This is a genomic window from Rhizobium sp. L9 (assembly GCF_002531885.1).
In the GTDB taxonomy this organism is placed as follows: Bacteria; Pseudomonadota; Alphaproteobacteria; order Rhizobiales; family Rhizobiaceae; genus Rhizobium.
Window position 1 is genome coordinate 141,359 of the sequence record NZ_NWSZ01000007.1, and the last position, 19,873, is coordinate 161,231.

A 19,873-nucleotide genomic window follows, 5' to 3' on the forward strand; every position below is an offset into this window, starting at 1 on the left:
CCTCTCCACAGAAATGCACAGCTAAGCGGTGGGGAGATTGCGTGGTCGATTACGTGGCGTCAAGTCCGCAAAGGCCGAAAACCAGTGCGGTACGAAGAAAGACGTAGGTGAGATTGTTCGGCGCTAAAGAGTTACTTCTTCGCTTCGCCGCGGACCTGCTTGGCGATGCGGTCGAGTACGGCGTTGACGAGCTTCGGCTCGTCGTCATCAAAAAAGGCTCGAGCGATCTCGACATATTCAGTGACGATGACCGCCACCGGGACGTCCTTGCGATCGAGGAGCTCGAAGACGCCGGCGCGCAGGATGGCGCGAACCGTGCTGTCGAGGCGCGACAGCGCCCAATCATCCTGCAGCGCTGCAGCAATCAGCGGATCTAGACGGACCTGATCACGCACGACGCCGGAGACGATGGAGCGGAACCAGGCGGCATCGGCCTTCAGATAGGTCGCGCCATCGAGTTCCTGGCCGAGGCGGTGCGCCTCGTATTCAGCGACGATTTCCAGAACGCCGGTGCCACCGACATCCATCTGATAAAGCGCCTGAACGGCCGCCAGGCGGGCAGCGCCCCGCTGGTTCGCAGTCTTGACCGGCCGTTCCGTCTTGTCGTCGTTCATTCGTTATGCACCCAGTTTCTGCTTCAGCGCGATCATCGTCAGAGCCGCACGAGCGGCAAACCCGCCCTTGTCCTTGTCCGAACGGCGGGCGCGCGCCCAAGCCTGTTCGTCATTTTCCACGGTCAGAATGCCGTTGCCGATGGCAAGGGATTCACTAACCGCGAGGTCCATCAGAGCGCGCGAGGATTCGTTCGATACGATATCGAAATGGTAGGTCTCGCCGCGAATGACCATGCCGAGAGCGACATAGCCGTCATAATGCGTGCCGCCATTGTCGTCCCCATCGAGCGCCATGGCAATCGCCGCTGGAATTTCCAACGCGCCGGGAACGGTGACGACCTCATAGGTGGCGCCGGCCTGCTCGAGCGCAAAGGTCGCGCCTTCGAGCAGCGCATCGGCCATGTCGTCATAGAAGCGGGCCTCGACGATCAAAATATGGGGAGCGGTCTCTCTCGACATTGTTTACCTTCGGTTGGCGGTACTTTTTCCACTCGACAGCCCGCGGTCAAAACATGCCTTCATCGGAATGGCAAGCACTTTCGGCCGGTGCCGCAACTGCGAAAGAGGAAATATCGACAAGGGGATAGCCGCACCATCCCTGCCGCGCAGGCCAAGCCTCCGAAATCCGCTTTTCCGGAAGCGCGGAAAACGGCAATTCGAAGGCCGTTTTCATGAAGAATTTTTAATGCGTTTTCAGTGGCTTAACCTATTGAATGGCGAAAACGGCAACGCCAGCTCCTTATTGTGACGCAGACGATCCCCTGCACGACAGCCGACCGTCAAAGCAGATGAAAGGATTAAATCATGAACCGCGTTGTCACAATCACCATCGCCGCAGCCCTCTCCTCTCTCGCATTTGCCGGCGTCAGCCAAGCCGAGAGCTTCGGAATGAACTCCGCCCAAGCCATCGAGCAGACGCTCAGGACCTTCCGGGGTAATAACTTCAATATCGAGCAGGTCCGCAACTGGCACAATCTCGACGACGAGACGACAGGTCCGCGCTCGGCCCCGGAACGCTCCGGCCAGACCATACGCGGCATCCAGGCCTCGATCGATGCCAACAGATCGCTTGCACACCGTCTGAACAACGAGGGCGTCGATGTCCGCAATATCGTCAATGCCGAACAGGCGGCGGACGGAAGCGTGACCTTCTACGTCCGCTGAGGTCACGACAGCAACAGAGCGTCCGGCGCATCCATCCGAAGCGCGGCGCTCGAAGCATGGGCGGCGTGCTCCTCTCCGCCCATGCCGAGGATTTTCCCGGGTCAGCGCGCGATTGCCATTGAATTTTCCGGCAAGATGATAGTTTCTCTTCCTGCAACAGGAGAACATCATGGCGGCGGAATCGAAAGCGGTGATCAATATCGCTGATCTCAAGCTCGACCACTGGAAACAGGGCGAACTCTACGAAGGCGCCGACGTCTCCTTCGGTGCGCTGCTCGGCCTGAGGGGCCTCGGCATCAGCTACAATGAGGTGCCATCCGGCAAATCGAGCTGCCCCTTCCACAATCACCATGTCGAAGACGAGCTATTCTACGTGATCGCAGGTACCGGCGAATACCGCTTCGGTAGCGAGCGCCATCCGGTCCGGGCCGGTGACGTGCTCGGCGCACCGGCGGGCGGGCCGGAAACGGCGCATCAGCTTATCAATACCGGCACAACCACCCTCGTCTATCTCGGCATCTCGACGATGGCGAAGACCGAAATCGTCGAATATCCCGATTCCGGAAAGTTCCTTGCCAAGACCAACAGGGACGCGACAGAAACCGGGCGATTCCGCCATATCGGAAGGACCGAAGGCGACCTCGACTATTGGGACGGTGAGCCCGGCGCCTGAACGCGACTTCCACAAGGATTCGTCGTGATCGACATACCCACCTTGGAAACAGAGCGGCTGACGCTTCGCCCTCACCGCCTCGACGATTTCGAGGCGCATGCGGCGCTATGGGCGGACGAAAAGGTCGTTCGCTTCATTACCGGTGCGCCGTCGACGCGCGAGCAGAGCTGGAGCCGCATGCTGCGCATCGCCGGCATGTGGCACCATATGGGTTTCGGCTTTCTGGCGATCGTGGAAAGGGAAAGCGGTAGGTTCATCGGCGAAGCTGGTTTCCTCGAAGCCCGGCGCGATATGGAACCGTCGATCGAGGGAACGATGGAGATCGGCTGGGCGCTGATGCCCGCGGCTCACGGCCACGGTTATGCCACAGAGGCGCTGACGGCTCTGATCGGCTGGGCGGAGGCGCATTTTCCGGGAAAGCCGATGAGCTGCATCATCAGTCCCGAGAACCACGCCTCGCTGCGGGTCGCAGCCAAACTCGGTTTCCGCGAGACCATCCGCAAGCAATACAACGGCGAGATCATTCAGTTTTCGCGTTAGGGAATTCCGCCAAGCGGGTGACGCAGCGCAGAGCGTCCACCACACAGGCCGATGCTCGTGGAACGCAGAATTGCGAATGCCCGAGAGCGTGCCACCTTCTCCCAGCAATCATTCAGCTATCGAGCGAGATCCCAGGCGTCTTTTGCCGATTTTGCCTGCCCTTCTGCGCAAGCCTCGCGTAATGCCCGAATTCTATGGTCATGGAAGCGGTCTGCTTGGTCCTTCGGCGAAGCGATCACCGCTCTCGCCGGCTGAGGCTGGAGAGAAGCGTTTCAAGGGAGAAACATTTGCCGCGCGTGTCGATCTGTATACCGGCCTACAAGCCTGATTTCTTTGAACTCGCCCTAAAGAGCGCAATCGCGCAAAGCTATGCGGATGTCGAGATCATTGTCTCGGACGATTGCCCGACGGACGCCATCGAGGCAATCTGTTCACGGTATTCCAGCCTCATTGCTTATAGCCGCAATCCCCATCCCGGCGAATACACCAATATCATGAGGCTGGCCGGTCTCGCTGAGGGCGAATACATCAAATTTCTATTCGATGACGACGTGCTTAGCCCTTTCTGCGTGCAGTTTCTTCTCGAAGCGCTGGAGGCGACGCGCGGCAGAGGGACGAAACTTGCCTTTTCACCGCGGCACGTGATCGACGAGAGGAACAACTTCATCAACCTGATCAACCATTTCCAAGTCGATCGGGGTTTGAAGATCATCGAAGGCCGGGATTTCATCCGCTTGACCGCGATGCATCACCTCAACCTTATCGGCGAATATTCGACCGTGATGATGCGTAAGGCGGACTGCTTTGACGGAAATGGCGAGTTCCGCCTTTTCAGGCCCGAAAACGGCGTCTTCCGTGGCCTTCTTGATCTTTCAGGCTGGACAGAACTCGCCAAGGAAGGCGCGTTCGTCGCCCATCCGCACCCGCTTTCCTATTTCCGGCAGCATTCCAATTCCAAATCAAACCACACCACGAACCCGATCTTCATCTACGCCATCGTCTTTTACGAAGACATTCTGAACTATGCGCACGCCAACGGATTCCTCAGCCCGCAGGATTTGCCGGTCTCCTATCGCAATCTGATCAATGTTTACCAGTATTGGCGCGCCGCCTTTCCGGAACTCGATGCGAGGATCGCTCGCCTGAGCGCGCTGCTTGATGATGTCGGGCGATGGAGCGCGTAGCGGTTGGGCCGCTCGATCCCGGCGAGATTCACTGTACCCGCACGTTTCGCGCAATTCTCACGATTTAATTGATGGTCGACATGGCGCGATCATGCAGACAGAGGGTTTCAAATGATGCAGTTGATGGATGATACAATGGCGGGTTTCGGCGGACGCGAGCAGATCGTGCAGGCGTCTTTTTCCGTCGTCGTTCCCGCCTACAACGCATCAAACGTCATCGGGCGATGCCTGCAGAGCCTATTAAGTCAGCAGGGGCAGACGGCATTTGAAATTATTGTCGTCGACGATTGCTCGGCGGACGACACGATCGCTAAAGCCGAAGAGATAGGTCGTGGGCACAATAACATTAGCGTCCTGCGCCTCGACAGCAACGGCGGACCCGGCATTGCCAGGAATGCAGGGGTACTCAGAGCAAAAGGCGAATGGATTTGCTTCGTGGATGCCGACGACGTCGTGGAGAACAACTTTCTGGAGATGCTTCAGGCATCCGTCGAAGACTTCACGGATATTCTCGCGTTCAACTCCAGCCTTTATGACGCAGAAACCGGCAATAGCCTGAAAGCCAGCATCCGCGAGGATCTCGCCCGAGTCGAGGGCGCCGAAAGGCTGGCGGATTATCTTCAGGATCGCGTTGATCGATCAGTCATCTTCCATCTGTTCCGCCGCCGTTTCCTCCTAGACAATAACATCATGTTCCGCGGCGGCCTTCACGAGGACGTCGATTATATGTTTCACGCGCTGATGCGCGCGCGTTCTGTCAAGAGTCTTGACAGGCAGATCTACCGCAAGCTCGATACCCAGGGCTCAATCGTAAATTCGCTCAGCACCCGTCATGTCGACGGCTTCTTCGATGCGCTCGATGCCATGCATGCGCTCGTGGCGGACACGCCGATGTGGCCCGACCTGAAAAATCCTTTCCTGACCGGCATCATTAACGTGACCGCGTCTCGCCTGCTCAGGCTGCTGCCCGGCAAGGTGGTCAAGCTCGAGGATGCCGGCAAAATTCTCTCCACGCTTCACGGCCGTGTCATGCGCTCAATGAAGCTTGCCGAGATTGCCTATCCCCTGCCGGTTCCGCCATCCGGCTTCCGCACCAAATATCGGATCACCTTCGATGCCTTTATGAACGGCATGGAAAAAGGCGATACGACCGAAGATATGCTGAGAGTCTTCGCGGAGATCGCCCCGAAGCTCTGGAGCTGCTACGACCTTCATCATTCCATTCTGCTCGGGCCTGGCGAGGTGCGTACCTGCTGCAAGCGCTTCACCTATGAAGGCGAACTGAAAGGCGATGTGGTTCTTTTTGGCGGCAACGGCAAGGATTTCCAGTTCACCTACAGCGATATCAAGCAGGCAAAAGATGCCCTGTTCCTCGAGATCAACCGAGACAACTCGGATGAATGCCGCGGTTGTCCCTTCTTGAAATTCGAGGATTGGGGCCGGCCGCTCGATCAAGGCGTCAAGTATCTTTCCTTCGAGCATCACTCGCTTTGCAATATGCGCTGCACCTATTGCAGCGAAACGTATTTTGGCGGCAAGAAGCCCGCCTATGACGCCGGCGCCTTTATCGACACGTTGAAGGATGCGAAGGCGCTCGAGAACATGGAATATATCGTCTGGGGCGGCGGCGAACCGACGGTCGAGCCGCGCTTCGACGAGCTTCTCAGCAAGCTGGCCGAGGGCATTTCCGATGTAAAGCAACGCGTCATCACTAACGCGACGATGTATTCGGAGACCCTTGCCGACCTTCTCCGGAAGGACCAAGCCCATATCGTTACCAGCATCGACGCCGGAAACAGCAAGAATTTCAGTGAGATCCGCAAGTATAAACATTTCGAGCGGGTATTCGAAAACCTGCGCCGTTATGCTGCCTGCTCTTCGCGCAATGTCGTCATAAAATATATTCTTTTGCCGGAAAACAGCTCCTCAGACGAACTTCGGCAATATGCCGACCTGATCGTCGAGAATGGCCTTACCGATTGCAACTTCCAAATCAGCTGCGATTTCAAAACGGATCGCGTGACCGATGACCAGTTAGTGTCGATCGTAGAACTTCACCATCTGCTGAGAGTTCGCGGCGCGCGCCTCATTTTCCTTGACGATCTCGTTTGGCAGCGGATTTTGACGGTTACGCCGGATACCCTGGAATTGCTGAAATCCAAGCTGCAACCTTCGGTGCTGGAGACGGCATTCGAGCCGGCCTATCCTGAGGGCGTTGTGGTTTGGGGGATCGGCGGACAGGCTCAGATCATTCGCCGCAAGTCGCAGTTCTTTAAAACGAGCAAAATCGCTTATTTCATTGATCCGCGTCCCGAAATGATCGACCAGAGGCTCGGCGGCATTGAAGTGCGCTCTCCTCATTCGGCCCTGTCGGATGACCTGCCGATTATGATCGGCGCCGTGCAAAGCGCGCCGGAAATCTACGATCAGATTGAGGCTCTCGGCATAAGCCCCCAACGCATTCTGCAGAAAGTCATCCTGTAGCGCTGAACGCAGATCGGAGCGATGGGAAGTCCACCGCCTCGATCAGCAAGCCTCGGGAAACGCCCGCGGCCTACGATTTTGATCACCGCATCCATTTTCGAGTCTTTGAACACCGGAAGCGGATGGAAGAGAGCTGTCAATCTGCTGCTCCAGCGGTTTGATGCGGAACGCCCCTAACTCGTCAGGGGATGTGGGAGGGATTTGAGAATGACCAAGAGAGCATTGCTGGTCGGCAGCAACTTCAGCGCAGTTCCCCTTCTATTCGCGCTGAAAAGGCGCGGCCTGCATATTTCCGTGTGCGGAAACCGGCCGGATGAGCCCTGCCACGCGCATGCAGATCAATCGCATTTCATCGACTACAGCGATCCGACCGTGCTGCTCTCCCTCGTCGAGAGCGGCGATTTCGATTTCATCGTGCCGACCGGCAATGACGTTGCCTACATGTCGACCACCTTCGTCGCCGAAAAGCTCGGATTCCCGCGCTTCGATTCGCTGGAAACTGCGACCATCATTCACACCAAGCAGGCGTTCCGCAGCTTCACCGAGCAGTACGATATCCCTGCCCCACGTTCGGTGCGTCTGCATGGCGACTCGCCGCTCGAGACCGGCGCACTGCGCTACCCGCTGCTTGTAAAGCCAAGCGACAGTTTCAGCGGTCGTGGCGTCACGAAGGTTTTCGACAAGACAGAACTTGCGGACGCCGTCGCCGACGCCCGGCGCAACTCGCGCGCGGCGGAGATCGTTATAGAGGAATTCGTCGAAGGCAGCCTGCACAGCCATTCCGCCTTCATCAAGGACCAGGAAATCGTCTTCGACGTCTTCGTCGACGAATATTGCACAGTCTACCCATACCAGGTCGATTCATCGAATCATCCGTCGCGACTCTCCGAAACTGTCCGTTCGAAGACGCGTGCCATTATGGCGCGTGTCGTCAAGCTGCTCGGACTGCAGGACGGCCTCATCCATACGCAGTTCCTGTCAAATGACGACGATGTCTGGATAGTCGAATGCATGCGACGGTGCCCGGGTGATCTTTACGGCTCACTTGTCGATCAGTCTCTCGGCATCGATTATGCCGACCTGGTCATAACGCTGCTGCTGGGCGAGGAATTTTCGGTCAATCCGCGCTTCAAACCGCCGCTGTTTTTTGGGCGCCACACCATCACCTCCGCCAGGCCCTCGACGCCGTTTTCCTTCTCACATTCCATTCCATCATCCGATGTCCGCATCGCACAACTCAAGACCACGGGCAAACCGATGAATTCGGCACCGCTCGACAAGCTCGCCATCCTCTACGCCCGTTTCGAGACGCAAGACGAGATGCTAAAGGTGGCGCCGGATTTCAAAACGTTCATTTCGCTCCAAACGATGCAAGGAGACCTCGCATGAGCCGCTCAAGCCAGGAAGTAGCGGGAAAGCTGCGCCTCGCCTTTCTGGGCGGCGCCGTCAATTCTGCTGTAGGTCGCGCTCATCGCGATGCAATCGAACTTGATCAGAAATTCGATCTCGTCGCCGGCTGCTTCAGCCGCCACGGCGAGATCAATCGCGAGACAGCGGAACAGTACCGCATTTTGCCGGAGCGCTGCCATGCCGACTTCGATAAGTTGCTATCGAAAGAAGCCGGCAACATCGATGCTCTCGTCGTGCTTACGCCGACGCAGCAACATACGAAGCAGGTTGTCGGCGCACTCGAGGCGGGTATTCCGGTGATCTCGGAAAAGGCCCTTGCCGGCTCGAGCGCCGAGACGCGCATGATCGACAATGCGCGCAGTAACGGGACCTTTTTGGCCGTAACCTACAATTACACGGGGTACCCCATGCTCCGCGAAATCCGCGGCATGGTCGAGCATGGTGTTTTCGGTGAATTGCAGCAGATCCATATTGAGATGCCGCAGGAGAGCTTCCTCCGTTTCCGCCGCGACGGGACGCCGATGACGCCACAGGATTGGCGCTTGCGTGACGGTCCCGTGCCGACCGTTTCGCTCGATCTCGGCGTTCATGTGCACTCGTTGCTTCATTTTCTTACCCAGCGGGAGCCGGAAGAAGTCTGCGCGACCAGCCAGAGTTTCGGCAACTTTCCGCAGGTACTCGACAATGTACAGGCGCTTGTGCGCTGCGCCGGCGGCCTGCATTGCAGCATGTGGTACGGCAAGACAGCGCTCGGGCAACGCAACGGGCTGCGTGTTCGGCTCTATGGCTCCAAGGCATCAATCGAATGGCTTCAGGAAAACCCCGAGATTGCCTATTTCTACGACCGCAGCGGCCGCAGGCAGGTCCTCGATCGCGCCAGCCCGGAAATTATGATCGCCAACGCTAGCCGCTATGAGCGGTTCAAGGCGGGTCATCCTTCGGGCTTCATCGAAGCTTTCGCAAATTATTATGCCGACCTGGCGGACGCCCTGCTGCAACACAAGACCGGTACCACTCGCTTGCCTCACCCCTATGTGCTCGGGTTCAATGAGGCGGAAGAAGGACTGCTGCTGCTGGAAGCTATCGAATGCTCGCGGCTTGAAAAGCGCTGGGTCGAGATTGAGCCGCGAGGCGTACGACGCCCGGCGATAGACCGGCTCGAAATCCAAGCTCCGCAACTGGCACTCTAATCTATCCTCTACAAGATAAGAAAGCGGCGTGATCGATGGTCACGCCGCTTTCGTATGAGCAGCCGGCTGCATGCGCGGTTCGCAATTACTTGTTTTGGCAGGCAGGGCCCGCGTTCCCAATCTGCTGACAAGGCGGGCCGCCTGGCCTATTGGCGCGCTATATCGCACCGCAGATCGTTTCTATCTGCGGTGCGATACGACATCCGGAATATCGCGTTTTTAAACTGACTCGATCAGCCCACAAACCTTGTCGACGATCTCCATCTCCATGTCCGGATAGATGGGAAGGCAGAGCACCTGTAGTGCTGCTTCGCTTGCGACCGGCAGATTCGACGGCTGGGCGGAAGGCAGGCTGCGATACATCGAGAAGCTCGAAATCAGCGGATAGAAATAGCGGCGCGTATGAATGCCGTTTTCCTTCAATAACTCATAGAGCCCATCGCGTGAAATGGGATAGCCGGGACGGACGAGGATCGGGAAATAAGAGAAGTTGGAGACGGTCTCGCCGGAACGGTCCAAGCATTCAATGCCCGAAACGCCGCGGAGCCGCTCGCGGTATGCACCGTCGATGAGCTCACGCCTTTCGAGTGCAAACTTAATGTATTTCAGCTGCAACAGGCCGAGCGCAGCGTTGAACTCGCTCATCTTGCCGTTCGTGCCTGGCGCCACCACGGTCACCTCATCCACGTAACCGAAGTTCTTCAGCTGGTCGATGCGAGTCTTCGTCTTGATGTCCGGGCAGATGATGGCGCCGCCTTCGAATGTGTTGAAAACTTTCGTCGCATGGAAGCTCAGGATGGAAAGGTCGCCGTGATTGAGAACACTTCCCCGTTCGTCCTCCACGCCGAAGGCATGGGCGGCATCATAGATGACCTTGAGATTGTAGAGATCGGCGATCTTCTGGATCGCATCGACGTCGCAAGGGTGGCCGTAGCAATGCACCGGCATGATCGCCGTCGTCTGCTGCGTGATCGCCGCCTCGATCTTCGCTGGATCGAGATTGAGCGTCACCGGGTCGATGTCGACGAAGACGGGTTTTAAGCCGTTCCAGAGAAGCGAGTGCGAAGTGGCCACGAAGGAATAAGGCGTGGTGATGACTTCGCCCGTGACGCGGAGTGCCTGAAGCGCCGTCAGCAGCGCAATGGTGGCGTTTGAAAAGAGGCTGATGTGCTTCACGCCGAGATGGTTGCAGAGCTCCTGCTCCAGTTGCCCGTGGAATGGCCCGCCATTGGTCAGGATGCGATTGTTCCAGATCGCTTCCAGCGAAGGAATGAATTCTTCAAGCGGCGGCAGGCTGGGCTTTGTTACATAGATCTTTTCGTTTTTCATGACGCCGTCCAGGGTTGGGCCCTATCACGGAATTGGGCCTTGTACGAACATCACGGCTTAACCTGTTGCGAAGCTGACCAGCGAAATTCCTGCCAACAGTGTGGCGCAAGCTTCACGTCCAATAGTCGGCACCCATACGAATGCCGCATCGTGAATCACGAAGACGGCAGCCATTCGCGAAGGACAACGCCTTGACGATCAATCAGCCCATTTCTTCCTTGCCGGCCGGTCTTCCTGATCTGGCGCTTCTCACGGAGAAAGCTGCCGGGACGGGATCCGTCATCATCTATCAGCCTTATCTCGACCCTTCGCAGCGCAGCCAAATCGACGCGGCGGCCATGCCGCTCGACATCTCGTTCAATACGCAGGCCACGACCCGCGAATATGAACTCTTCCGCACCCTGCATCAGCATCATGAGGCGATCGGCCTCGGCGAGGACGTATTCTGGGGGCTGCTCTCCAGCAAATTCGAGATGAAGTCGGTGACGAGCTTCCCGTCCTTTGTCACGGAGGCGGAAAAGGCCAGGGCAGAAGGCGCGGACGCCTATCTTTACAATCCCCTGATCGGCCACGCGGCGATCTACAGCAACGTTTGGGAACATTCGCTGCTTGGCGGTCATCCCGGTATGGACCCGATTTTCCTGCACATCCAGGACCTCGGCTATCCGATTGCGCCGCCGCAGGACAAGACTTCCTTCGCGTTCTGCAATTATTTCTGCGGAAACCGGAAATTCTGGTCCGAGTATTTCGCCTTTTGCGAACGCATTCTCGAATCGCTGGAACACCAGGCGCGCGTCGGCACGCCGGCAGGCACCGCCTATGCCGGTACAGCCCACTATTCGCGCGATGCCAACGCGAAGATGCGCCCCTTCGTGATCGAGCGCCTGCTCGGGCTCTATGTCCAGCAGGCTGCCGCCTCCGGATTGAAAATCGCCGCCTTCGTACCGGCTCTTGCCGATTTCGAATGGAAGTTCGGTACCCGCCTCGGCCGGATGCTGCATGGCCTCTTTGCCGCCAAGGAAGCCTTTCTGAAGACTCGTGACGAGGCTCTGCTGACCTCGTGGCAGGAAGGCCGCCAGCCGCTCATAAAGCAGCCGCATTTGATCTGGATGGCTGACGATCCGCCGGGCTGGATGCCGCGCGGCCAGTTCATCGGCGGCCGCGAATTGATGCGCGCCTATGCTCCGCAGGCCGCAGGCGCCTCCCCGATGCCGCAGCAGCCGGTGCGGACGGAAATGCCCGCTATACCAGCTGCGCCGAAAATCGAGCAGCCGCTCCGCAACCCGCTGCAGCCTTTCGCCGGCGGATGGCAGGCACACAAGGATCGTCATTGCATCTGGATCGTGACGCCCGAAAACTACAATCACAGCCACGCCTTCGACGAAGTCGCACTCGGCATGCAAGGCGCCTTCGAGGAACTCGGCGGCTCGGCACCGATCGTCCGCGACATGAATGCATTCGCCGGCCGTGCGCCGATCATCTACGGCGGCAATCTTCTCCCCGCCGAAATCGTCGGCCATCTGCCGAAGGACAGCGTCATCATCAACCTCGAGCAGGTGTCCGAGGAAAGCAGCTGGATCAATTCGCGCTATACGTCGATCCTGAGGGCGATGCCGGTGCTCGACTACAGCCCGCGCAACCGCGAAAACCTTGCCGCCAAGGGCATCGATCATGCCGGTGTGCTCGAAATCGGTTACAGCGGTTGCCTGAGCCAGATCCAGCACAACCCCGTCAAGGATATCGACGTCCTCTTCTATGGCTCGATGAACGAACGCCGCCACCATATCCTGAAGACGTTGAACGACAGCGGGCTCAAGGTCGCGCACCTCTTCAACATCTATGGTGCGGAACGCGATGCGGCGATTGCCCGCGCCAAGATCGTCATAAACATCCATCATTATGCGAGCGGCGTTTTCGAGATCGTGCGCATTTCCTATCTGCTCGCCAATCGCGTTTGCGTGCTGACGGAAGGCGACATCCGCGATCCAGACCTCCAGCCCTTCATCGGCGGGTTGGCAATTGAGCGCTATGACGACATGATCGAGCGCTGCTACAAGCTGATCGCAGATGCAGACGAGCGCGATGTCATTGCCGCGACGGGCTTTGCGGCCATGCGGAGCCGCTCGCAGGCGGAGATGCTGATGAACGTCATGAAGGCCGCAGAAAAGGTAAGTCATGCGCATTGAGACCGCGGCCATCGAGGGCATTGTTGCAATCACGCCGCCACGCTTCGGCGATCACCGCGGCTACTTCTCCGAGGTATTCAAAGATGCCTGGTTCCGGGAAAATGTGGCCGACGTCACGTTCATCCAGGACAATGAGTCGCTTTCGGCGCAGGCTGGAACCGTCCGGGGGCTGCATTTCCAGATCCCGCCCTTTGCACAGGGCAAGCTGGTGCGCTGCCTTGCCGGTCGGATCATGGATGTCGTCGTCGATATCCGCGAGGGATCGCCGAGCTTCGGCAGATGGCTCTCTCAGGAGCTCTCGCCGGAAACCGGCAAGCAGCTCTGGATACCGGCCGGTTTCGCACACGGATTCGTTACGATCGAGCCGAACAGCGTCGTCAGCTACAAGGTAACCGCACCCTACAGCCCGCAGCATGATCGGGGCATCGCGTGGAACGATCCGATGATCGGCATTCGCTGGCCGTTCGATGAGAGAGAGATGGTGTCGTCCGACAAGGACAAGACGCTGCCGCGGCTCGCCGATCTGCCAAGCCATTTTTCCTATTCAGCACAACAACCCAAGGATTGATCCTCGATGCGCATACTGGTCACGGGAGGAGCGGGCTTCATCGGATCGGCATTGGTGCGCCATCTTGTCAGCGAGATCGGCGCGGAGGTGCTGAATGTCGACGCGCTGACCTATGCCGGCAATCTGGCATCGCTGAAATCCGTCGAATCGGCGCCGAACTATCAATTCCTGCGCGCCGACATCTGCGACCATGCCAGAATGCAGGAAGCATTCGCATCCTTCCGCCCTGATATCCTCATGCATCTGGCAGCAGAGAGCCATGTCGATCGCTCTATCTCGGGCGCGGCCGATTTCATTCAGACCAACATCGTCGGTACATTCAGCCTGCTGGACGCCGCACGGCACTATTGGGACGGGCTTGACGCACGCAGCAAGAGCGCCTTCCGCTTTCTGCATGTCTCGACGGACGAGGTGTACGGCTCGCTCGGCGACCAGGGCCTCTTCGAGGAGACGACGCCTTACGATCCATCATCGCCCTACTCCGCCTCCAAGGCCGCGAGCGACCATCTGGCGATCGCCTGGCACCGCACCTACGGCCTGCCCGTCGTCGTCTCCAATTGCTCCAACAATTACGGCCCGTTCCATTTCCCGGAAAAGCTCATTCCGCTGATGATCCTGAACGCATTAGAGGGCAAGCCTCTTCCGGTTTACGGCAACGGCACGAATGTTCGCGACTGGCTCTATGTCGAAGACCACGCCCGCGCGCTCTTTGCGATCGCATCCAGAGGACGCCCCGGCGAAAAATACAATGTGGGCGGCCGCAATGAGCGCAGGAACATCGATGTCGTTCATCGCATCTGCGCGATCCTCGACGGCGTCTACACTGACAAGGCACCGCATGCGCGTCTGATTACCAACGTCACGGACAGGCCCGGGCACGATGCACGCTATGCGATCGATGCCTCGAAGCTCGAAAGCGAACTCGGCTGGAAGGCGCAAGAGACCTTCGAAACCGGTATCGAGAAGACCGTGCACTGGTACTTGGAAAACGAATGGTGGTGGAGGCCGCTACGCGAAAACGTCTATTCCGGCGAACGCCTCGGCGTTTTCAAGGGACGATAAGCGATGCGCATTGCCGTCACCGGCAAACAGGGCCAGATCGTTCAGTCGCTGCTCAGACGCGGCGCCGAAACGGGCGTCGAAATCAGTGCGGTCGGCCGCCCGGAAATGGACCTCGCAAATCCCGCAAGCATCGCCGCCGCTTTCTCGGCTCTGCGCCCGGATGTGATCGTCTCGGCGGCCGCCTATACGGCGGTCGACAAGGCCGAGAGCGAAGCCGAGCTTGCTTTTTCTGTCAACGCGGCGGGCGCCGGGGCGGTTGCCGAGGCTGCCGCGCGGATCGGGGCTCCGGTCATCCACATTTCGACCGACTACGTCTTCAGCGGCGACAAGGCCTCCGCCTATTCCGAAGAGGATGCGACGGCGCCGATCTCGGTCTATGGGCGTTCGAAGCTTGCGGGCGAGAAGGCCGTCGCGGCGGTGAACCCGAACCACGTCATCTTGCGCACAGCCTGGGTCTATTCGCCCTTTGGCAGCAATTTCCTGAAAACGATGCTGCGGCTTTCCGAGACGCGCGATCATCTTCGCGTTGTCGCCGATCAGACAGGATGCCCGACCTCGGCACTCGACATCGCCGACGCGATTCTTGTGATCGCAACCCGCATCGTAGCGGATCCTGCGCCATCGCTGCGCGGCACCTTTCACCTGACCGGCAGCGGCCAAGCAAGCTGGGCGGACTTCGCCGAAGAGATATTCGCGGAGCTTCTTAAATCCGGCGGCAAAAAGGTCGAGGTCGAACGCATCCCGACGGCGGACTATCCGACACCGGCGAGGCGTCCCGCCAATTCGCGTCTCAACGGCGACAAACTCGCCAAAACATATGGAATCCGGCTCCCGGAGTGGAAGCAGTCCATGATGGTGGTCATGCAAGACCTTTTGAATGAAGGTCTTTAAGGAGATGGGCATGAAGGGAATTATTCTCGCCGGCGGCACAGGCACACGTCTGCATCCGATCACAGAGGCTGTCTCGAAACAGTTGATGCCGGTCTACGACAAGCCGATGATCTACTATCCGCTGACGACGCTTATGCTCGCCGGCATCAGGGAGTTGCTGATCATCACCACGCCTCACGACATCGAAGCTTTCAAGCGCCTTCTCGGCGATGGCTCGCAATGGGGAATTTCGCTGACCTATGCCGTACAGCCGAGCCCGGACGGCCTCGCCCAGGCGTTCATCATCGGCGCCGACTTCGTGCACGGCGACAGCTCGGCACTCGTTCTCGGCGACAACATCTTCTACGGGCACGGCCTACCGGAAATCATGAAATCCGGCACGAGTCGTCGTGAAGGCGCGACGGTCTTCGCCTATCACGTCACCGATCCGGAACGCTATGGCGTCGTCGGCTTCGACGAAAAGATGAATGCGCTGTCGATCGAGGAGAAGCCGAAGGAGCCAAAATCGAACTGGGCGGTGACCGGCCTCTATTTCTACGACCAGCAGGTGGTCGATATCGCCGCCAACCTGAAGCCGTCACCGCGCGGCGAATTGGAAATCACCGATGTCAACCGTACCTATCTCGAGCGCGGCCAGCTTTTCGTGGAGTTGATGGGCCGGGGCTATGCCTGGCTCGACACCGGCACGCCGGACAGCCTGCACGATGCCGCGGGTTTCGTCAGCACGCTGGAGAAACGCCAGGGTTTCAAGATCGCTTGTCCCGAGGAAGTCGCCTGGCGCATGGGTTACATCTCGCCGGCCGAACTCGCCAAGCTCGCGGAGAAGCTCGGCAAGAGTGCCTACGGCCAGTATCTGAGGAAGCTATCCCCGGATTGGTGAACCATCTGGCTGGCGCCGCCTCATAGACGGTAGTTGGACGTCTCAGGCGCGCAGATGATGTTCCTCGCGCCCGGCATGCCAGTCGTGGCGCGACACCGGAAAGCAGTACAGGTTTGTAATTCAGGCGCTCGGGAATTCCGCCAGCCTGGCAGCGTAACGCGCCATTGTATCGACTTCGAAATTGACGAAATCGCCGGCTTTGCGCTCACCCCACGTGGTGACGTCGAGCGTGTGGCGGATGAGCAGGACGTCGAAATCGGTGCCGTCGACCGCATTGACGGTCAGCGAAGTGCCATCGAGTGCAATCGACCCCTTGGGGGCGACGAATCTCGCCAGATGCTCGGGTGCACGCAGTCGAAAGCGGGTGGCATCGCCCTCCGATGTCACCGAGAGGATTTCCGCCCTGCCGTCGACATGGCCGGAAACGATGTGGCCGCCGAGTTCATCTCCGATCTTCAGCGACCGTTCGAGATTGATGCGGCTGCCCTGCTGCCAGGTGCCGATCGTCGTCAGCCGCAGCGCCTCTTCCCAAGCTTCCACTTCGAACCAGCGGCCATTGCTGCCTTCATCAGGCAGGCCGGTCACGGTGAGGCAGATGCCGGAATGGGAGATGGACGCGCCCATATCGATGGTCGCAGGATCGTAACTTGTTGCGACGCGCAGCTTGATGCCATCCTTCAGGGGGGAAACGGATTCGACTATGCCGACATCGGTGACTATTCCGGTGAACATCAAAGCCCTCTTTCGTATTCGTCCAGGCGATCGTCGCCAAACATTCGCGTGCTCATATGCATGAAACCGGATGGTATGTCGGTTGCCTGCAACGGGGATTCAATACCGCCCTCACCGATGACGCCGGGCGCCTGGTAAATCTGGATTCGATCGACGAGGCCGGCCTCGAGGAAAAGCCGCGCTGTCTTTGCGCCCCCCTCGACCAGAAGCGAGGAAATGCCCCGCGTCGCAAGCGCCGGCAGCAGGACCTCGGGGTGATAGGGATTGCAGTAGACGACTTCGACGCCGGCGGTTTCGAGCGCGGTGCGGCGGGAGTCTATGTCGGCGGAGTCAGTGGGGGAGATGTCCGGCAGGACAGAGGGGGGTAATCCTTCAGCATCCGCCGCCAACGGCGAAACTTTCTCGCTCGCCACCACGATGACCGGCACCTCCCGCGCCGTCTGAACCAGCTTACTCGTCAGCGGCAACGCAAGAGACGGATCAAGGACGATGCGGATCGGCGACTGGGCTTCGAGGCCTGGCGTGCGCACCGTCAGAAGCGGGTCATCCGCTATCGCGGTGCCGATGCCGACGAGGATCGCGTCGGTTTCGGCGCGCAGCGCCTGAACCTCGGCGCGGGCCTCCGGACCTGTGATCGCCACTTGGCCCTCCCCCTCCCGGCCGATCATGCCATCTGCGGAAACGGCAAGTTTGAGAGTCACATAGGGGCGGTTCTTCGTCTGGCGGGTGAGATAGCCGGCCAGCGAACGCCGGCCCTCCGTCTCCAGTACGCCGGCATCCACCTCGATGCCGGCTTGGCGCAGCATGGCGATGCCTCGGCCGGAGACGCGCGGATCGGGATCGGTGACGCTGATGACGACGCGAGCCACGCCATAGGCGATCAGCGCCTCGGCGCAGGGCGGTGTCTTGCCGTGATGCGAGCAGGGTTCGAGCGTCACATAAGCGGTGGCGCCGCGGGCGCGTTCGCCGGCTTCGGCGAGCGCCTGCGGCTCGGCATGCGGACGGCCGCCGAGCGCCGTGACCGCACTGCCGACGACGACGCCGTCACGAACGATGAGGCAGCCGACGGAAGGGTTGGTGGCGGTGCGGCCGAGATGCCGGCGCGACAGGTGGATCGCCGATGCCATGAAACCTTCGTCATCCGCCGTGACGCTCATGGCTCATCTGTCCAGCGGGTCGCGGGCGATCTTGGCGTTGATTTCGGAAATGACCTTCTCGAAATCCTCGGCAAGCGAGAAATCCCGATAGACCGAGGCGTAGCGCACGAAGCCGACATCATCGAGGCTCTTCATGGCTTCCAGCACCTGCAGGCCGATCTGCTCGGAGGAGATTTCCGTCTCGCCGGAACTTTCGAGCCGGCGGACGATGCCGGAGACGGCACGCTCAATGCGATCCCGCTCGACAGGGCGCTTGCGCAACGCGACTTCGAAGGAGCGCACCAGCTTGTCACGATCGAACGGTACCTTGCGGCCGGTCTTCTTGATGACCATCAGTTCGCGCAGCTGCACACGCTCGAAGGTGGTGAAACGCCCCCCGCAATCCGGACAGATACGCCGCCGGCGGATGGACGTATTGTCCTCCGCCGGACGCGAATCCTTGACCTGGGTATCTTCCGAACCGCAATAAGGGCAGCGCATCGCTACTCCTTACCCCATGTAGCCATACATGGGGAAGCGGTCTGTGAGGTTGACCACCTTGCCGCGCACGGCGGCTTCGACGGCGGCGTTGCCGTCATCGGAATTGGCGACCTTCAGGCCGTCGAGAACCTCGACGATCAGATTGCCGATCTCGCGGAATTCGGCTTCCTTGAAGCCACGCGTCGTGCCGGCCGGTGCGCCCAAACGCACGCCTGATGTGACGAAGGGCTTTTCCGGGTCGAAGGGGATGCCGTTCTTGTTGCAGGTGATATAGGCGCGGCCAAGCGCTGCCTCGGCGCGCTTGCCGGTGGCGTTCTTCTTGCGTAGATCGACCAGCATCAGGTGGTTGTCGGTGCCGCCGGAGACGACGTCGAGGCCGCCTGCAATCAGCGTTTCGGCCAGCGCCCGGGCGTTCTTGACGATCTGAGCGGCGTATTCCTTGAATTCCGGCTGCAGCGCCTCGCCGAAGGCGACCGCCTTGGCAGCGATGATGTGCATCAGCGGACCGCCCTGCAGGCCCGGGAAGACGGCCGAATTGAACTTCTTGGCGAGATCCTCTTCATTCGTGAGGATGACGCCGCCGCGCGGGCCGCGCAGCGACTTGTGCGTTGTCGTCGTCGCGACATGGCAATGCGGGAACGGCGACGGATGCTGGCCGCCGGCAACGAGGCCGGCGATATGGGCCATGTCGACCATCAGATAGGCGCCGACGCTGTCGGCGATCTCGCGGAAGCGCTTCCAGTCCCAGATGCGGGAATAGGCGGTGCCGCCGGCGATAATGAGCTTCGGCTTGTGCTCTTCGGCCTTGCGGGCGACTTCATCCATGTCGAGCAGGTTGTCGCCTTCGCGCACGCCGTAGGACACGACGTTGAACCACTTTCCGGACATGTTGACCGGCGAACCATGCGTCAGGTGGCCGCCCGAATTCAGGTCGAGACCCATGAAGGTGTCGCCGGGCTGCAGCAGCGCCAGGAACACGGCCTGGTTCATCTGCGAGCCGGAATTCGGCTGGACGTTGGCGAAATTGACGCCGAACAGCTTCTTGGCGCGCTCGATCGCCAACTCCTCGGCGATGTCGACGAACTGGCAGCCGCCGTAATAGCGCTTGCCGGGGTAACCCTCGGCATATTTGTTGGTCATGATGGAGCCCTGGGCTTCCAGCACGGCGCGGGAGACGATGTTCTCGGAAGCGATCAGTTCGATCTCGTGCCGTTGGCGACCGAGTTCCTTTCCGATCGCGCCGAAGATTTCCGGATCGACGTCCGCAAGCGAGCGATTGAAGAAGGATTCGGTGGAAGCATTGGTCATGGGCGGGCTCCTCAACTGGAA

Annotated in this window: 19 protein-coding genes; 12 read left to right on the plus strand and 7 right to left on the minus strand. The window is 59.4% G+C overall.

What is annotated here, in order from left to right; translation table 11 throughout:
- Nucleotides 1-131 precede the first annotated feature (131 nt).
- Complete coding sequence (gene nusB / locus CO660_RS09015) at nucleotides 132-614, minus strand: transcription antitermination factor NusB (protein WP_064706868.1); 483 nt, start codon at nucleotides 612-614, stop codon at nucleotides 132-134.
- A 3-nt stretch (nucleotides 615-617) separates the two neighbouring features.
- The gene (locus CO660_RS09020; RefSeq protein WP_011424856.1) at nucleotides 618-1,073 is read right to left on the minus strand and encodes a 6,7-dimethyl-8-ribityllumazine synthase; all 456 of its coding nucleotides are present in this window, start codon (nucleotides 1,071-1,073) and stop codon (nucleotides 618-620) included.
- Between the two features lie 345 nt (nucleotides 1,074-1,418).
- On the opposite strand from CO660_RS09020, the gene CO660_RS09025 reads away from it, so the two are divergent.
- The 7 genes from CO660_RS09025 to CO660_RS09055 all read left to right on the plus strand — a co-directional run bounded on the left by CO660_RS09025 (nucleotide 1,419) and on the right by CO660_RS09055 (nucleotide 9,259).
- A complete protein-coding gene (locus CO660_RS09025) occupies nucleotides 1,419-1,778 on the plus strand; it encodes a hypothetical protein (RefSeq protein WP_097598422.1) in 360 nt (119 codons plus the stop codon).
- A 169-nt stretch (nucleotides 1,779-1,947) separates the two neighbouring features.
- The gene (locus CO660_RS09030; protein ID WP_097598423.1) at nucleotides 1,948-2,451 is read left to right on the plus strand and encodes a cupin domain-containing protein; all 504 of its coding nucleotides are present in this window, start codon (nucleotides 1,948-1,950) and stop codon (nucleotides 2,449-2,451) included.
- Between the two features lie 24 nt (nucleotides 2,452-2,475).
- Nucleotides 2,476-2,991, plus strand: coding sequence for a GNAT family N-acetyltransferase (locus CO660_RS09035; protein WP_097598424.1), 516 nt, complete (start codon nucleotides 2,476-2,478; stop codon nucleotides 2,989-2,991).
- A gap of 287 nt (nucleotides 2,992-3,278) precedes the next feature.
- A complete protein-coding gene (locus tag CO660_RS09040; RefSeq protein ID WP_097598425.1) occupies nucleotides 3,279-4,175 on the plus strand; it encodes a glycosyltransferase in 897 nt (298 codons plus the stop codon).
- A 123-nt stretch (nucleotides 4,176-4,298) separates the two neighbouring features.
- Nucleotides 4,299-6,659, plus strand: a complete 2,361-nt coding sequence (locus CO660_RS09045; protein WP_245421310.1) for a glycosyltransferase — start codon at nucleotides 4,299-4,301, stop codon at nucleotides 6,657-6,659.
- A 207-nt stretch (nucleotides 6,660-6,866) separates the two neighbouring features.
- Entirely contained in the window at nucleotides 6,867-8,048 is a 1,182-nt protein-coding gene (locus CO660_RS09050) for an ATP-grasp domain-containing protein (protein ID WP_097598427.1), read from the plus strand.
- Complete coding sequence (locus CO660_RS09055; protein WP_097598428.1) at nucleotides 8,045-9,259, plus strand: Gfo/Idh/MocA family oxidoreductase; 1,215 nt, start codon at nucleotides 8,045-8,047, stop codon at nucleotides 9,257-9,259. Before CO660_RS09050 ends, CO660_RS09055 begins: the two co-directional genes overlap by 4 nt.
- Nucleotides 9,260-9,478: 219 nt before the next feature.
- Here the strand turns inward: CO660_RS09055 and CO660_RS09060 are convergent, their stop codons facing one another.
- Nucleotides 9,479-10,588 carry a DegT/DnrJ/EryC1/StrS family aminotransferase gene (locus tag CO660_RS09060; RefSeq protein ID WP_097598429.1) on the minus strand — a complete coding sequence of 370 codons (1,110 nt, stop codon included), beginning with the start codon at nucleotides 10,586-10,588 and terminating at the stop codon, nucleotides 9,479-9,481.
- 191 nt (nucleotides 10,589-10,779) lie between these two features.
- Between CO660_RS09060 and CO660_RS09065 the strand changes: the two genes are divergently transcribed.
- Genes CO660_RS09065 through rfbA form a run of 5 tightly spaced genes read left to right on the plus strand, consistent with a single transcriptional unit; the run spans nucleotide 10,780 to nucleotide 16,175 of the window.
- A complete protein-coding gene (locus CO660_RS09065) occupies nucleotides 10,780-12,774 on the plus strand; it encodes a hypothetical protein (protein WP_097598537.1) in 1,995 nt (664 codons plus the stop codon).
- Nucleotides 12,764-13,342, plus strand: a complete 579-nt coding sequence (gene rfbC, locus CO660_RS09070) for a dTDP-4-dehydrorhamnose 3,5-epimerase (protein ID WP_097598430.1) — start codon at nucleotides 12,764-12,766, stop codon at nucleotides 13,340-13,342. Before CO660_RS09065 ends, rfbC begins: the two co-directional genes overlap by 11 nt.
- A 6-nt stretch (nucleotides 13,343-13,348) precedes the next feature.
- Entirely contained in the window at nucleotides 13,349-14,404 is a 1,056-nt protein-coding gene (gene rfbB, locus CO660_RS09075; protein ID WP_097598431.1) for a dTDP-glucose 4,6-dehydratase, read from the plus strand.
- 3 nt (nucleotides 14,405-14,407) lie between these two features.
- Complete coding sequence (rfbD, locus tag CO660_RS09080) at nucleotides 14,408-15,295, plus strand: dTDP-4-dehydrorhamnose reductase (protein ID WP_097598432.1); 888 nt, start codon at nucleotides 14,408-14,410, stop codon at nucleotides 15,293-15,295.
- Between the two features lie 10 nt (nucleotides 15,296-15,305).
- The gene (gene rfbA / locus CO660_RS09085; RefSeq protein WP_097598538.1) at nucleotides 15,306-16,175 is read left to right on the plus strand and encodes a glucose-1-phosphate thymidylyltransferase RfbA; all 870 of its coding nucleotides are present in this window, start codon (nucleotides 15,306-15,308) and stop codon (nucleotides 16,173-16,175) included.
- Nucleotides 16,176-16,295: 120 nt separating this feature from the next.
- Here the strand turns inward: rfbA and CO660_RS09090 are convergent, their stop codons facing one another.
- From CO660_RS09090 to glyA, 4 genes are read right to left on the minus strand one after another with little or no spacing between them, the layout of a single operon-like run.
- On the minus strand, nucleotides 16,296-16,907 hold the full coding sequence (locus tag CO660_RS09090) for a riboflavin synthase (RefSeq protein WP_097598433.1): 612 nt from the start codon (nucleotides 16,905-16,907) through the stop codon (nucleotides 16,296-16,298).
- A complete protein-coding gene (gene ribD, locus CO660_RS09095) occupies nucleotides 16,907-18,064 on the minus strand; it encodes a bifunctional diaminohydroxyphosphoribosylaminopyrimidine deaminase/5-amino-6-(5-phosphoribosylamino)uracil reductase RibD (RefSeq protein ID WP_097598434.1) in 1,158 nt (385 codons plus the stop codon). Before ribD ends, CO660_RS09090 begins: the two co-directional genes overlap by 1 nt.
- A gap of 3 nt (nucleotides 18,065-18,067) precedes the next feature.
- Nucleotides 18,068-18,544, minus strand: a complete 477-nt coding sequence (gene nrdR, locus CO660_RS09100; protein WP_003547190.1) for a transcriptional regulator NrdR — start codon at nucleotides 18,542-18,544, stop codon at nucleotides 18,068-18,070.
- Nucleotides 18,545-18,553: 9 nt separating this feature from the next.
- On the minus strand, nucleotides 18,554-19,852 hold the full coding sequence (gene glyA, locus CO660_RS09105; RefSeq protein ID WP_085777703.1) for a serine hydroxymethyltransferase: 1,299 nt from the start codon (nucleotides 19,850-19,852) through the stop codon (nucleotides 18,554-18,556).
- Nucleotides 19,853-19,873: the final 21 nt, after the last annotated feature.